This is a genomic window from Bradyrhizobium sp. SZCCHNRI3052, assembly GCF_032484895.1.
Taxonomy (GTDB): Bacteria; Pseudomonadota; Alphaproteobacteria; order Rhizobiales; family Xanthobacteraceae; genus Bradyrhizobium.
In genome coordinates this window covers 102,594-117,156 of the sequence record NZ_JAUETW010000004.1, presented here as the reverse complement: position 1 = coordinate 117,156, position 14,563 = coordinate 102,594, and the positions used below count along the sequence as shown (strand labels likewise).

Sequence of the window (14,563 nt, the reverse complement as noted above, 5' to 3'; positions counted from 1 at the left end):
TCGCGACTACACGTCCACGTTGGCCGACAGCGAGTTGTCCTGGATGAACTCGCGGCGCGGCTCGACCACGTCACCCATCAGCTTGGTGAAGATGTCGTCGGCCTCGTCGACCTCCTTGACCTTCACCTGGAGCAGCGTACGGGCCTCGGTGTCGAGCGTGGTCTCCCAGAGCTGTTGCGGGTTCATCTCGCCGAGGCCTTTGTAACGCTGCATGTTGATGCCCTTGCGGCCGGCATCGGTGACCGCCTCGAACAAATCGACCGGGCCATGGATCACGGTCTGGACGTCGCCACGGCGCAAGGCGCCGGGCTTCGCATAGGCCTCTTGCAGGCGGGCCGCATATTCGTCCAGCTTGCGGGCATCGACGGACGCGAGCAATGCGTCGTCGATGACGGCGACGTCCTTGACGCCCCGCACGGTGCGCTCGAAGGTGAAGCCCTGGCCCTCGACGAAGTGGCCGATCCAGCCGCGCTCGACCTCGTCGGCCAGCACGTCGAGCCGTTTTGCGATGTAGGCGGCCGCGGCGTCCGCCGTCGGGATGTCGCGGGTGATGTCCGGGCGCAGCACGCCGGCGATCGCGGCCTGCTCGACGACCTTGCGGTCGTAGCGCGTGTGCAGGTTGCGCAGGATGTTGCGGACGAGACGCGCTTCCTCGACCAGCGCCAGGAGGTCACGCCCCTTGCGCTCCTCGCCTTCCGCCGTCTTGAACACGCAATCGTCGAGGCCGGTGCCGATCAAATAGTCCTCGAGCGCGCGCTCGTCCTTCAAATACTGCTCGGACTTGCCGCGCGTGACTTTGTAGAGCGGCGGCTGGGCGATGTAGAGGTGGCCGCGATCGATGATCTCGCGCATCTGCCGGTAGAAGAAGGTCAGCAGCAGAGTGCGGATGTGGGCGCCGTCGACGTCGGCGTCCGTCATCACGATGATCTTGTGATAGCGCAGCTTGTCGATCGAGAACTCGTCGCTGATGCCGGTGCCGAGCGCGGTGATCAGGGTGCCGATCTGCTCGCTCGACAGCATCTTGTCGGGGCGCACGCGCTCGACGTTGAGGATCTTGCCGCGCAGCGGCAGCACCGCCTGGAACTCGCGGTTGCGGCCCTGCTTGGCGCTGCCGCCGGCCGAGTCACCCTCGACGATGAAGAGCTCGGACTTGGCCGGATCCTTCTCCTGGCAGTCGGCGAGCTTGCCGGGCAGCGAGGAGACGCTGAGCGGGCTCTTGCGGGTCAGCTCGCGCGCCTTGCGCGCGGCCTCGCGTGCCGCCGCGGCCTGGATCACCTTGCCGACGATGGTCTTGGCCTCGCCCGGATGCTCCTCGAACCAGGCCGCGAGCGCCTCGTTCAGAACGTTCTCGACCACGGGACGCACTTCCGAGGACACCAGCTTGTCCTTGGTCTGCGACGAGAATTTCGGATCCGGCACCTTCACGGAAAGAACGGCGGTGAGACCCTCGCGACAGTCGTCGCCGGTCAGCGCGATCTTCTCCTTCTTCGCATTGGCCTCGGCGTAACCGTTGACCTGGCGCGTCAGCGCGCCGCGGAAGCCGGCGAGATGGGTGCCGCCGTCACGCTGCGGGATGTTGTTGGTGAAGCACAGCACGTTCTCATGATAGCTGTCGTTCCACCACAGCGCAGCTTCCACCGTGATGCCGTTGACCTCCGAGCGCACCATGATCGGCGCCGGAACGATCGCCTTCTTGTTGCGGTCGAGATATTTGACGAACTCCTCGACGCCGCCGTCGTAATGCATCTCCTCGCGCTTCTCGACCGCGTGGCGCATGTCGGAGAGCACGATGTTGACGCCGGAATTGAGGAAGGCGAGCTCGCGCAGGCGATGCTCGAGCGTCGCGTAGTCGTATTCGACGTTCTTGAAGGTCTCCGTCGAGGCCAGGAACGTCACCTCGGTGCCGCGCTTGCCCTTGGCCTCGCCAACCACTTTCAGCGGCGCAATCGCGTCGCCATGGGCGAACTCGATGAGATGCTCCTTGTCGTCGCGCCAGACCCGAAGCTGCAGCTTGCTCGACAGCGCGTTGACGACCGAGACGCCGACGCCGTGCAGTCCGCCGGACACCTTGTAGGAGTTCTGGTCGAACTTTCCGCCGGCGTGCAGCTGGGTCATGATGACCTCGGCGGCGGACACACCTTCGCCCTTGTGAATGTCCACGGGAATGCCGCGGCCGTCGTCGCGCACGGTGACCGAATTGTCCGGATTGAGCACCACCTCGACCGCAGTGGCGTGACCAGCCAGCGCCTCGTCGATCGCGTTGTCGACGACTTCGTAGACCATGTGATGCAGGCCGGAGCCGTCATCGGTATCGCCGATATACATGCCCGGGCGCTTGCGCACGGCATCCAGGCCCTTCAACACCCGGATCGATTCTGCGCCGTATTCGTTCGCGGTTGCAGGCTCGTTGTCGGCGATGGTTTGCCGGGCGGGTTCGGTCATGTGGGGCCTTCGGAAGGGGTGGTCGAATCGGCATTGCAGATCGCATGCCGAGAGCGCTCTTTCTCTCACGAAAGGAGCCACGCGCCTAGCGCAAAGTGGCCCGTCGTAAGACATTGAAGAGATAGCGCTTTTTAACGGTTTTTCAAGGCCTGGCGAGGGTCGTTTTCGTCCCCTCCGAAAGCCGGATTCAGGCCATTCCCGTGGCTGGTTTTGAGGCGTGCGGCGGGGCGCTTTCGCGTGCGATTCAGGGCACGAGTCACGCGTGACGCGGCAGGTGCCGCCTCAGTAGAGCGGGAGCGGCAGGGCGGTGCCACCCGGGCCAACCATGAGGCCCCAGGCATCGCCGGCGGCGAGCTCCAGCGTGTCGATCACGGCGGGCCGGCGGGCGATCTTCAGCTCGTAGCGGTGCTTGCCTGGCGGCAGGTCGAGCAGCGGGCCGTTGGGCGATTGCGGGCTGCCGGTGCCGGCCGCGATCCCGATCGTCTGCCCGTTGATGGTCAGCACGGCGTCGGTGTCGCCGATATTGCCGAGCATCAGCTTGGCCCGGCCAGGCTTCGGCAGGATGCCGGCCTTGGCCGCCGCTTCTGCGTTCCTTTGCACCAGGTTGACCGAGGTCTCGCCCTTGGCGCGCCCGAGCGTGAGCACGGCGGGTCCCTGCGACGAGGTAAAGGTGAGCCGGACCCGATCGGGGCTGGCCTGCGCGTCCTCGGGCTTCTCCCGCCAGCCGAGCCTGGTCAGCTCGGCGCGGTAGAAGGCCGTGACGGCACCGAGCTCGGCCGGGACGCTGGCCTCCAGCTCCAGCCGCAGCGGCGTGTCCGTTCCCGGCGCCCTGGACCGCGACAGCGCGGTCGCGCTGTGCTGCTTCGGCACCGGCAGCGCCGAGTCGGGATCAGCCTCGAGCGGCGTCGCGTCCTTGGCCGGTCGGGCCGCGGCCGAAGGCCTGGCGGCGGCGAGCAGGCCGGTGCCGTCGGCCGTGACGTTCACCTTGGGGCCCATCTGCATGATCGTGAACGCCACCGACTTGCCCTTCGCCGAGAACTCCAGGCGCGCCATGGTCGGATTGTCGATCACGGTCGGCGACTCCTTCCAGCCGGCCGTCTTCAACGTGGAACGGAAGAAGCCGGCGAGTGTCTTCACCGACGAAGCCGACTTGAACGCGAGCTGTCCCCGGTCGCCATCGAAGCTCACGGCCTCGGCGGTCTCGGGCAGCGCGATCGGCGCCGGATTGCCGGCCAGCGGCTTCACGGGCGCATCCGACATGGCGCCGGCCTGCACGGCGCGGCGCGCCTCGTCGGCGGCGATCACCTGCTTGGCCATCGCGGCGGCATCCGCCATGAACCTGTCGTCGGCGTCCTTCTTCGCCTTGGCGCGGGCGGCCAGGGCGGCTTCGGTGGTGCGCATCGACAGCTCGACCATGGTGAGATCGTACTTGCGGGACAGCTTCAAGGTCCCGGTGTCCTCGGGCGCGACGACCTTGAGCGTGACCTCGTCCGGCGTTCCCGGACCGGCCGTCTCGATCCGCCAGCCGCGCGCGGGGATCTCCCGCGTGTAGAAGGCGAGCACGGCCGGCAGCTCGGCGATGACGGCGCCATTGGCCTGGCGGCTCGACGAGGCCGCGCTGCCGAGGCTTTGCGACCACTTGGTCGGCTTCGGCATCGGCAGGCCGGCGTGGTCGTCGCCGGCTTCGAGGGTGGAGGGCAGCGCGAATGGCGCGATCCGGATCTCGACATGGGTCCGGCCGTCGTCGCGCCGGGTCAGCGTCAGCATCACCGGATTCTGCCGGCGATAACCGTCGCCGTCGTCATGGCCGTAGAAGGCGCGCACGCCGCCCGGCGCGGTCTCGCTCAGATCGGCATTGGGCCAGCGCGCGGCGGCCCCGGCCGTCAGCGGCTCCCAGCCGAGGGCGGACATCTGCTTGCGGAACAAGGTCCGCGCCGCATCCAGCGTCATCGGCGCGATGCATGACAGATAAGGCCGCGTCTCGTCGAACACGATGTCAGCGGCGCCATCGGGGAACGGCAAATTGGCGTAGATCCGCTGCGGCGAGTAGGTCACCTCCGACTGCCCGGCGCGGCCGGCGCTGCCCGTGAAGAAGACCAGGAGCCCCTGCTTGCCCTTCTTGTAGGTGAGCGTCGGATTGCGCTCTTCGAGCGGCCTGACATAGCGCACCCAGCCGTCGGCGCCGAGCAACTGCTGCGTGGCGGTATTGGCCGCTGCGACAGGCGCCGGCAGACGATAGATGGCGCGGTAGCGGTCGGGATGCGACGTGTCTTCCACCGCACCCTCGAGCCGCGGCAGCGCGTGGACGTCGACGATGGCGTCATCGGCGCGCGCAGGTCCGGCACAGCTCGCGAGCAGCAACAGCCCACACGCAAACCGACGCAGCCGCGGCGCGGCGATGGCCTGCTGCCAAAGCTCTGACATCATCGATCTCCGGGATTTCGAGTTCGGGGCGCTTGGGCCCTCGGGCGCTGGAGGAGAGCGGTTGGCGCCGGCGTGCCATCCAACGACAACTAGTCGAACCGGCGAACTGATAGGTTCAACGGCGGAATGAGTTACCGCCGCGCGCTGATCCGCCCCGCCTCGACGTCGAAGATCTCGCCGAGCTCGCGTAGTTCGGCAAACGCCGCGGGATCGGCGCCGGTCAGCCATACCTGGGCACCGAGCGTGCCGAGCTCGGCGAACAAAGCGGTGCGGCGGCCGGGATCGAGATGGGCGACGATCTCGTCGAGCAGCAGCATCGGCACGATGCCGGTGGTTTCGGCGACCAAGGTCGCATGCGCGAGGATGAGGCCGATCAGCAGCGCCTTCTGCTCGCCGGTCGACGCGTCGCGCGCCGGCATGTTCTTCGGCGCATAGACGACATGGAGATCGGTGAGATGCGGACCGTCGAGCGTGCGGCCGGCGGCGGCATCGCGCGCGCGATTGTCGCGCAGGACAGCGCGATAGCGGTCCTCGACGGCGAGGGCCGGCTCGCTCAGCAGCGCATTCTCCATCCAGCCGTCGAGCGCAATCTCGGCGGACGGGAACGCCGAGGCTTGACCGCGCTGCCGCAGCATCGCGGCGAGCTTCACCGCGGTCTGGCCGCGGCTCGCGGCGACGGCGACCGCAAGCTCCGCGGTCTCGCGCTCGATCGCGTCACACCAATGATCGTCGAAATTGCGGACCTCGAGCAGCCGGTTGCGCGAGCGCAGCGAGCGCTCCAGCGCCGACACCCGGCTCGAATGTTCGCTGTCGATCGCGAGCACCAGGCGGTCGAAGAAGCGCCGCCGCTCCGAGGCCGCGCCCATGAACAGGCCATCCATCGAAGGCGTCAGCCACACCATGCGGATGTGATCGCCGAAGGCGGCGGCCGAGCCGACCGGCTCGCGATCGATGCGGCAGCGGCGCGTCGTGTTGGCATCGCTGCGCGGCGGCTCGATGCCGGTGCCGAAGGTCGTCAGCCCCAGCGCGCCCTCGACCTCCGCCGAGACCGCCCACGACCCGTCGCCCTGGTTGTCGGCGACGTCCTCCAGGGTGGCACGGCGCAGGCCGCGGCCCGGCGCGAAGAACGAGATCGCCTCCAGGCAATTGGTCTTGCCGGCGCCGTTGGCCCCGACCAGCGCGACCATGTCCGCCTGCACGCTGACGCTGGCAGCGCGATAGCTGCGAAAATGCGTCAGCGCGAGACGGTGGATGCGGGAGGGGGTCATGGGGTGGAGTTGCAAGCCCAGTTCTGTCATTGCCGGGCTTGACCCGGCAATCCATCGTCCGCGTCAGCGGACGATTTCATCATAGAGATCGCGCCAGTCCGGATTGTTTGCGACGATCAAGTCGACCTTCCATTCGCGTGACCAGTGCTTGATGTTCTTCTCACGCTGCAATGCCGCGGCGATCGTCTCATGCGCTTCGAAATACACCAGGCGCTGATGCCGTAGCGTCGGGTGAAGCTCTCGGCGAGTCCTTCGCGATCGAGATGGATGGCCGGGTCACGCCCGGCCATGACGAGTTAACTTAAGAGCTCGCAGCGGATCACTTGTCACACGCGCATCGGCATCAACACGTACAGCGCGTTCCTGTTGTCGCGGTCCTGGATCAGCGTCGGCGAGCCTGGATCGGCGAGCCGGAGCACGGCGACCTCGCCCTCGATCTGGGCAGCGATGTCGAGCAGATAGCGCGAGTTGAAGCCGATATCGAGCGCGTCGGCGGCGTATTCAACCTCGAGCTCTTCGGTCGCGCTGCCGGAATCCGGATTGGTCACCGACAGCACCAGCTTGCCGGGCGCCAGCGCCAGCTTCACGGCGCGGCCGCGCTCGGAGGAAATGGTGGAGACGCGGTCGACGGCGGCGGCGAAATCGGCCTTGTCGACGACCAGCTCCTTGTCGTTGTTCTGCGGAATGACGCGGCCGTAATCCGGGAAGGTGCCGTCGATCAGCTTCGAAGTCAGCACCACCTGCCCCAAGGTGAAGCGGATCTTGCCCTGCGACAGCTCGATCCTGATCTCGCTGTCATTGTCCTCGATCAGCCGCTGCACCTCGCCGACGGTCTTGCGCGGCACGATCACGCCGGGCATCTCGGCGGCGCCGGCCGGCTGCGGCAGGTCGACCTGGGCGAGGCGGTGACCGTCGGTGGCGACGGCGCGCAAGGTCGGCTGCTTGGCGGTGCCGCCGGCGTGCAGATAGATGCCGTTCAGGTAATAGCGCGTCTCCTCGGTGGAGATCGCGAACTGCGTGCGGTCGATCAGGCTCTTGATGTCCTTGGCGGGAACCCCGAACGCATGCGTCATGTCGCCTGCGGCGAGATCCGGGAAGTCGCTCTCCGGCAGCGTCTGCAAGGTGAACTTGGAGCGGCCGGCGCGGATCGCGAGCACCGCGCGCTCGCCGTCGCTCTCCAGCACGATCTGCGAGCCGTCCGGCAGCTTGCGGACGATGTCGTAGAACATGTGCGCCGGAACTGTGGTCGAGCCCGCGGTGGCGGTCTCGGCCGCCAGGGTTTCCGTCACTTCGAGATCGAGATCGGTCGCGCGCAGCGACAGCCGGGCATTCTCGGCGCGCACCAGCACATTGCCCAGGATCGGGATGGTGTTGCGGCGCTCGACCACACGATGGACGTGGCCCAGCGACTTCAGGAGCTGTGCGCGTTCGACGGTCACCTTCATTGTATTATACCCGCCCGTTCCAACTGAGCTTGTCCTGGAATGCCGGCGGGCTATAGCAGCGCCGCGGCCGATGGCACCTCGCGCCCGAACGGCGCTTGGCCAGCGTCCAGGAGCGTGAGGGGGAGGCGTAAAGTGGCGCGGATGGGGCTCAAGCGCAAGGGATGCGGAGCCGATTTCCCATGTTTCGGCAGGCTCTTCCGTGACCCGGAGGCGGGGGCCGAGCATGACGTCCGAGGACAGCGTCGAACGGCCGGGACAACGGCCCGGCTGGGGGCGAACCTTCTGTCCGCTCCCCTGGCCGTGCGTGCCCTCTAATCCTGCAACTGGCGCTTCAGCGACTCGACTTCGTCGTTCAGCGCGACGTCCTTGCCGACGAGCGCCTCGATCTTGCGCACCGCATGCAGCACGGTGGTGTGGTCGCGCCCGCCGAAGCGGCGGCCGATCTCGGGCAGCGAGCGCAGGGTCAGCGTCTTGGCGAGGTACATCGCGACCTGGCGCGGGCGCACCACGTTGGCGGTGCGGCGCGACGACAGGAGGTCGGAGCGGCTGACGTTGTACTGCCGCGCCACGACGCGCTGGATGTCCTCGATCTTGATGCGCTTCGGTTCCTGCGGCCGCACCAGGTCGCGCACCTCGCGCTCGGCCATGTCGAGCGTGACCGGCTGGTTGTTGAGCTTGGAATGCGCCAGCAGGCGGTTGATCGCGCCCTCGAGATCGCGGCCGTTATGGGTGATGGAGCGGGCGAGATAGTCGAGCACCGGCTCCGGCACGTCGAAGCTCGCATGATGGGCGCGGGCCGCCGCGACGCGCGACTTGAGAATGCCGAGGCGCAGATCCTCGCCCAAAGTTGCCATCTCGACGACGAGGCCGCCGGCAAGCCGCGAGCGGACGCGATCATCGAGACTTTCGAGGTCGGACGGCGGCCGGTCGGCTGCGATCACAACCTGACGCCCCGCGTCGATCAGCGCATTCAGCGTATGACAGAACTCCGCCTGGGTGGATTTGCCCTGCAGGAACTGCAGGTCGTCGATCACCAGCACGTCGATGCCGCGCAGCGCCTCCTTGAAGGCCAGCGCCGTCTGCGATTTCAGCGCTGCGACGAAGCCGTACATGAATTTCTCGGCGGTGAGGTACAGCACCTTGCGTTCGCCGCCGGCGTTGCCGGCCCAGGTCACGGCCTGCAGCAGATGCGTCTTGCCCAGCCCGACACCGGCATGGATGTAGAGCGGGTTGAACATCACGGGATCGCCGCGGCGACCGTCGGCGACCTGGCGCGCCGCCGCATGGGCCAGCGTGTTGGCGCGGCCGACGACGAAGCTGGCGAAGGTCAGCCGCGGATCGAGCGGCGAGCCGCCGAGCGCATCATGGCTCGTGGCGAGCGAAGCCGCAGCCGACGCCGTTCGCGCGTCGGCGCTGGTCGCCGGCCTGGCGTCGTTGCGTTCGGCGCGGCGGGCTTCGACGGCGACGGGAGCTTCCTTGACCGGCGCCGCGCAGCGCATCGCGGTGCGAACGGACAGATCGATACGGTGCACCTCCGGCATCTCGGCCTGCCAGCACGACAGCACGCGCTCGGCATAATGCGCCTGGATCCAGCTCTTCAGGAAACGCGTCGGCACCGACAGATGAACGCTTTCGTCCTGGACGGCTTCGAGGTCCATCCGCGCGAACCAGCTCGTATAGACGTCCTCGCCGACGGTCGAGCGCAGCCGGCCCTTCACGCGAGACCAGCGTTCCTGTTCCGAATTTGTCATGGCAGTCGCAACTTTTCGAATTGAGTGGTGGTGTCGTGTGATCGCCGGGCAGACGTCCCGTGAAAGGACACGTGTGCCGCAGCGAGACCTCGAGCGGAGGCTCAACTCCAGACATGGCTCGCCGTTCGGCGTGGACGCCGTCGGGCCATCAATGCTGGTGGAAGAAGCTTCTCCGCGAGGTCAGCGCATACTCAGATGCGCGATGGACGCGGGAGGGCCGATCGCCGTGCTGGCAATGGCCGGGCTGGAGATGTCGATCACTTCAGTGTTGACCGCCAAGGGTGCGTTGTCCGGAACCAGCCTGTAGTGTGTGCCCGCAATGTGTCCGTAAAACATGCAACCTCCCCGCCCTGCCGTGATTGCTCACGGCAAGTTGTCATCCCAATGCCGCCGCGCCCGAACCCCAAGATTCAGCCGCACCGCCGTACATCCCCGTCCAACTTGTCCACTCGGTGAGCGAAGCCGCCAGGAGCTCCAGCCGGGTCGACCGATGTCGTATTTCTCTTGTTCAAAGCGGCGCAACGATGATGCTGCGCCCGAGAAATTTCGACAAAGTTCGATCGTTCCCCATATTGCTATGGGTACAGATCCGGCCATCGCTTTGGAAAGCGTCGCCAACGCGCACACCGCCGCCGATTTGCACGTCCGCCCCGTTTCTAAAACCGCGCTGGTCTCAAGATCGTGGGCGCCGCGAGTGATTAAAGAAATACACGATGCGTCAGGACTCGCAATCCATAAGATCGGAGCACGCGTTACGAGTCTTCGCAGCGGTTGCGACGCGGTGTTGCGCGTTAAGAAAGCAACGTTTTGAATCATCGCGAGGAATCTCGGATGTGACAAACAACATCGTCTGCCCAAAATTTCTTCATAATTTTTTTATGTTTCGACCGGCCTCACCCGCTTTTCCAATCACTTGGTCGCGCTATGCACTTAAGTCATTTTCGAAACGATGTTTTTCGCGATTGCTCGAAGCGGGTAACTCCCGCGATGCGCGGTGCGCAAAGTGAGCGGCGCATCGCGCGCTCTTGACATCGATGCGCAAGCGCGGCGCGCAGATTCGCAGCTGTTTCAGATGAGACAATATTGTCACTGCGTAAAAATACGGAACTTCGTGTAGTTCCGACGGAACATGTGTCAGGCGCGCACGACATCGCGCGGGTTCCACCACGCGCGAAGATCGTATTCGCGATGCGATATCACCATCAAGATGTGACCATCAAATGGAGAAGGCGCGGCGAGCGATGGAGGGATGCGCGACAGCGGAACGCGCAATTGAAGATGGCACAAAAGAAAAGCCCGGCGCGAGCCGGGCTGTTTGCATCTTGATAGTTCGTCAGCCGCGCGGTCGCGTCACTTCGCGAGCTTGGCGATCTGATGCGTGAGGCGCGACACTTTGCGGCTCGCGTTGTTCTTGTGAATGATGTTGCGCTGCGCGGCGCGCATCAGCTGCGGCTCGGCATTGGCCATCGCCTTCAGCGCGGCGTCGCGATCGCCCTTCTTGATCGCGTCCTCGACGGAGCGAACCGCGCCGCGCATCTGGGTGCGGCGCGACTTGTTGATGATGGTGCGGCGGGCAATCTTGCGCGTCGCCTTCTTCGCGGAGGTCGTGTTGGCCATGCTCTCAAATATCCTTCGGCGGCGAGCAGTCGCCGCTCTTGCGGGTACGCGCGCGGCCCGCTTGACGCGGCCCCATCGACGCGGTGGGTTGTTCGGACGCCTCTCTGAGAATGCCATGACCGGAGCGGATGCTCGGCGGATCGGCGCTGCTCAAAGAACAGCGGCGGCGGGATTGCGCCCACCGCCAATGGCGACCTTATAGGGGCAGCCCTGCCGAGCGTCAACGGTCTCGGCGCGCCCGCGGCGGCCGGAATCGACCAAAACCCGCTTCTAAGCCCCTGACGAGGTTGAATTTCTGCGGGGCCCCCGCTATGGCCTTGCTGCCCGCAAGGGCGAGCGAGAGAGGGCAGGTGAGGCATGATCCGCGGTTTTTTCCGTCTGGTAGGGCTGTTGCTGCTGGCCGGAAGCTTCATCTTCCTGGTCTATGACGGCGCGCGCTGGGTGGCCGACCAGACCCTGCAGTTCACCCGTTTCGGCCAGCTCTGGAACGACGTCCACCAGGCGAGCCAGGCCGCCTTCAAGGCCTGGATCGAGGCCAAGGCCCCGTTCCTGTGGGAGTGGATCGTCAAGGTATTTTTGGATCAGCCAGTGTTTGCGGTGCTTGGCCTGCTCGGAATCCTGCTGATGCTGCTGTTCCGGCCGCGCAAGCCGCTGATCGGCTACGGGCGCGACTGAGCGCGGCTGTTCGTCTCGCCGCGCCGGCAGCTGTCTTGGATTCCGCTGGCAGCGCGGCGCGGGAACCGCTGGCGCGGCGTAACAGCGCTACTGCCGGACCCGTAGAGCCCTATATATTCCCCTGACAAGAGGTCATCGCGCCGTGGGCCGTCCCGCGGGCGCTGGCCATGAGCGGAGACATCCCATGTTCTTCATGCGCAAAGCCCCTGTCATGCCGTCTGCCGCCGAGGCGCTGCCCGGCCGCGCCCAGCCGATCCCCACCGCCGCGACGCATTTCGTCAACGGTCGCCGCCTGTTGCCGCCCTATCCGGACGGCCTCGAGCAGGCCGTGTTCGGGCTCGGCTGCTTCTGGGGCGCGGAGCGCAAGTTCTGGCAGCTCGGTGACGGCATCCACGTCACCGCCGTCGGCTATGCCGGAGGCCATACGCCGAACCCGACCTACGAGGAGGTGTGCTCGGGGCAGACGGCGCACACGGAGGTCGTGCTGGTGGTGTTCGATCCCAAGATCATGTCCTACGAGCGCCTCCTGAAGACGTTCTGGGAGAGCCACGACCCGACCCAGGGCATGCGTCAGGGCAACGACGTCGGCACGCAATATCGCTCGGCGATCTACACGTTCAGCGACGCGCAGCGCGAGGCGGCCGAGGCGTCGAAGACGGCCTACGAGTCGGCGCTGCGCGCCAAGGGGCTCGGAGCGATTACGACGGAGATCGTCCCGGCAGGGCCGTTCTATTTCGCCGAGGATTATCATCAGCAGTACCTGGCCAAGAATCCGGCCGGATATTGCGGCCTGGGCGGAACGGGCGTCGCGTGCCCGATCGGAGTCGGCGTGAGCGCATAGGCAGGCTGAGCGCGCCCGATCACGGTGAACATCGGATCCCTCTCCCACGCCGTGGGAGGGGGATTTTTTCGGGCGGCTTTGACCGTCGCCCGCTTGCGACGGGGACTACACGCGCCAACGGTTTGTTAACCTTAACCGCGCATGACTAGCGCACATCCTCATTCAAGGATTGTTCGAGTGCGCGCGTTGTTTGTTCCGGTCATTGCCGTCCTGTCCGCGATCCTGTTGTCGGGCTGCATGCAGACGATCTCCCCCGTCGCTGCCGTCCAGCCGCAGAGCGATCTCGACGCGATGGCCTATGGAACGCCTTCCACCGGCCCGGTTGCCGCCACCGGGCAGGGCGGGGCGATCCCGGCGCTGCGCAACTCGTTCGCTGCCGCCACCGGCGCAGGCGCCTATGTCGTTCCCGCCGGCTATGCGCCAGCGCGCCGCGACTCCGCCTATCATCTCGACGCCGGCGACAAGCTGCGCGTCGTCGTCTACGGCCAGGAGGGCCTGACCAACACCTATGCGATCGATGCGTCCGGATCGATCACGATGCCGCTGATCGGCAGCGTGCCGGCGCGCGGCCGCACCACCGCCGGCCTCGCTGCCGAGATCACCGCCAAGCTGCGCAACGGCTACATCCGCGAGCCCTCGGTGGCCGTCGAGATCGAAGCCTATCGCCCGTTCTTCATCCTCGGCGAGGTGCAGGCGCCCGGCCAATACCCCTACGTGCCCAACATGACGGTGGAGAGCGCGATCGCGATCGCCGGCGGCTTCTCGCCTCGGGCGCGGCGCGACGTCGTCACCCTGACCCACACCGATGCTTCCGGGGCCGCGCGCTACGAGGTGCCGCTCGGCACCTCGCTCAAGCCGGGCGACACCATCCAGGTCGGCGAGCGCTGGTTCTGATCTCCGCACGAGTGATTGCGGCTCAACGCCTACCTGAGCACCTGCGTCGACCTGACGCTGAGTGACGCGAGGCTCCTCGCAATGACGGTGGTTGGACGTTCAGTGCAGGTGCTGCGCAAAGAACGCCAGGCTGCGCGTCCAGGCAAGATCGGCGCTCGGCTGGTCGTAGCTGGCGCGCTCGTCGCAACCGAACCCGTGCTGTGCGCCGGGATAGACGAAGATCTCGACGTCCGGCCGCTTGGCCTTGATGGCCTCGACGTCGCGCAAGGGGATGCCCGCGTCCTTCTCGCCGAAATGTAGCTGGGTCGGCACCGTCGGCTTGTCGTCGGCGAACCGCGCGACAGCGCCGCCGTAATAGCCGACGGCAGCGCGGAGGCCCGACAGCTTGGTCGCAGCCGCATAGGCGATGCTGCCGCCGAGGCAGAAACCGATGATGCCGACCGGCCCAACATTCTTCACGCCGTCGATTGCGGCCTGGGTGTCGCGCAAAAAGGCCGCCCAATCCGGATTGGCGACGAACTTGCGCGCGACCGCGATCTCGTCGGGCGAATAGCCTGAGGTGAAGCCGGGCTCGACGCGGTCGAATATCGCCGGCGCGATGGCAACGTAACCCGCGGCGGCGAGGCGGTCGCAGACGTTGCGGATGTGATGGTTGACACCGAAGATCTCCTGGATGACGACCAGCGCGCCCTTTGCAGTTCCCGTCGGATCGGCGCGATAGGCGCCGAGCTGGAAGCCGTCGGATGCCGTCAGCTTGATATCTTGTCCCACGTTCTGTCCTCTTGCGGTCGTCAGGCGCGCGTCAGCGCCACATCCAGTTGGTGCCGTAGTCCTCTTTCCAGCCGGTCAGCCGTCCCCTGCGGAACTTCAGGTAGAGGCGGTGATGGTGCGGGACCAGTCCGCTGCCGCCGAGATTACGCAGTGCCAGAAAGGTCTCGTTGCCGGGCGCGCCGTTCAGATAGATCAACGGCTGCTCCAGCACGCGCGATGTCTCACCGACATCCATGCCGAAGGCAAGCGGCGCGACGTTGGATAACGTCGCTGTGAAAGGCGCGTCGGCGACGCCGAGCGTCTGCCCCGCCGCAGCAGGGCTTAGGGCCGACAGGCTCGGCAGCATGGCCGCAGCCAGGCACAGCGTCATACGTACGGATGGTCTCATGGGCTGAAATCTCCTTTCGCTGTCGGCGTTGGCCGCACCTTCTTAGC

13 protein-coding genes and 1 pseudogene are annotated in these 14,563 nt (G+C 66.3%); 4 read left to right on the top strand and 10 right to left on the bottom strand.

The window, feature by feature from the left end:
- Positions 1-6: 6 nt before the first annotated feature.
- The 7 genes and pseudogenes from gyrB to QW887_RS14115 all read right to left on the bottom strand — a co-directional run bounded on the left by gyrB (position 7) and on the right by QW887_RS14115 (position 9,666).
- Positions 7-2,442 (bottom strand): DNA topoisomerase (ATP-hydrolyzing) subunit B, encoded by a 2,436-nt coding sequence (gene gyrB, locus QW887_RS14145; protein ID WP_315751813.1) that lies wholly within the window; start codon positions 2,440-2,442, stop codon positions 7-9.
- A gap of 282 nt (positions 2,443-2,724) precedes the next feature.
- Positions 2,725-4,866, bottom strand: coding sequence for a hypothetical protein (locus QW887_RS14140; protein WP_316166336.1), 2,142 nt, complete (start codon positions 4,864-4,866; stop codon positions 2,725-2,727).
- A gap of 131 nt (positions 4,867-4,997) precedes the next feature.
- On the bottom strand, positions 4,998-6,134 hold the full coding sequence (recF, locus tag QW887_RS14135; RefSeq protein WP_316166334.1) for a DNA replication/repair protein RecF: 1,137 nt from the start codon (positions 6,132-6,134) through the stop codon (positions 4,998-5,000).
- 63 nt (positions 6,135-6,197) lie between these two features.
- Positions 6,198-6,403: pseudogene (locus tag QW887_RS14130) on the bottom strand (GIY-YIG nuclease family protein); the annotation flags it as partial.
- Positions 6,404-6,460: 57 nt separating this feature from the next.
- Positions 6,461-7,579, bottom strand: coding sequence for a DNA polymerase III subunit beta (gene dnaN / locus QW887_RS14125; RefSeq protein ID WP_315751817.1), 1,119 nt, complete (start codon positions 7,577-7,579; stop codon positions 6,461-6,463).
- 311 nt (positions 7,580-7,890) lie between these two features.
- On the bottom strand, positions 7,891-9,330 hold the full coding sequence (gene dnaA, locus QW887_RS14120; RefSeq protein WP_315715023.1) for a chromosomal replication initiator protein DnaA: 1,440 nt from the start codon (positions 9,328-9,330) through the stop codon (positions 7,891-7,893).
- Between the two features lie 180 nt (positions 9,331-9,510).
- Complete coding sequence (locus QW887_RS14115) at positions 9,511-9,666, bottom strand: hypothetical protein (RefSeq protein ID WP_315715024.1); 156 nt, start codon at positions 9,664-9,666, stop codon at positions 9,511-9,513.
- A gap of 154 nt (positions 9,667-9,820) precedes the next feature.
- Between QW887_RS14115 and QW887_RS14110 the strand changes: the two genes are divergently transcribed.
- The gene (locus QW887_RS14110) at positions 9,821-10,141 is read left to right on the top strand and encodes a hypothetical protein (RefSeq protein ID WP_315715025.1); all 321 of its coding nucleotides are present in this window, start codon (positions 9,821-9,823) and stop codon (positions 10,139-10,141) included.
- Between the two features lie 539 nt (positions 10,142-10,680).
- On the opposite strand, the gene rpsT is transcribed toward QW887_RS14110, so the two are convergent.
- Positions 10,681-10,947 carry a 30S ribosomal protein S20 gene (gene rpsT, locus QW887_RS14105; RefSeq protein WP_315715026.1) on the bottom strand — a complete coding sequence of 89 codons (267 nt, stop codon included), beginning with the start codon at positions 10,945-10,947 and terminating at the stop codon, positions 10,681-10,683.
- Between the two features lie 357 nt (positions 10,948-11,304).
- On the opposite strand from rpsT, the gene QW887_RS14100 reads away from it, so the two are divergent.
- The 3 genes from QW887_RS14100 to QW887_RS14090 all read left to right on the top strand — a co-directional run bounded on the left by QW887_RS14100 (position 11,305) and on the right by QW887_RS14090 (position 13,357).
- Positions 11,305-11,622 (top strand): hypothetical protein, encoded by a 318-nt coding sequence (locus tag QW887_RS14100; RefSeq protein ID WP_315715027.1) that lies wholly within the window; start codon positions 11,305-11,307, stop codon positions 11,620-11,622.
- A gap of 184 nt (positions 11,623-11,806) precedes the next feature.
- Positions 11,807-12,463 carry a peptide-methionine (S)-S-oxide reductase MsrA gene (msrA, locus tag QW887_RS14095; protein WP_315751818.1) on the top strand — a complete coding sequence of 219 codons (657 nt, stop codon included), beginning with the start codon at positions 11,807-11,809 and terminating at the stop codon, positions 12,461-12,463.
- Positions 12,464-12,640: 177 nt separating this feature from the next.
- Positions 12,641-13,357 (top strand): polysaccharide biosynthesis/export family protein, encoded by a 717-nt coding sequence (locus QW887_RS14090; protein ID WP_315715029.1) that lies wholly within the window; start codon positions 12,641-12,643, stop codon positions 13,355-13,357.
- Positions 13,358-13,456: 99 nt separating this feature from the next.
- Here QW887_RS14090 and QW887_RS14085 read toward each other — a convergent pair whose 3' ends face one another.
- Both QW887_RS14085 and QW887_RS14080 read right to left on the bottom strand, forming a co-directional pair.
- Positions 13,457-14,128 carry a dienelactone hydrolase family protein gene (locus QW887_RS14085; RefSeq protein ID WP_315825632.1) on the bottom strand — a complete coding sequence of 224 codons (672 nt, stop codon included), beginning with the start codon at positions 14,126-14,128 and terminating at the stop codon, positions 13,457-13,459.
- A 31-nt stretch (positions 14,129-14,159) separates the two neighbouring features.
- Positions 14,160-14,474 (bottom strand): hypothetical protein, encoded by a 315-nt coding sequence (locus QW887_RS14080; protein WP_410052168.1) that lies wholly within the window; start codon positions 14,472-14,474, stop codon positions 14,160-14,162.
- Positions 14,475-14,563: the final 89 nt, after the last annotated feature.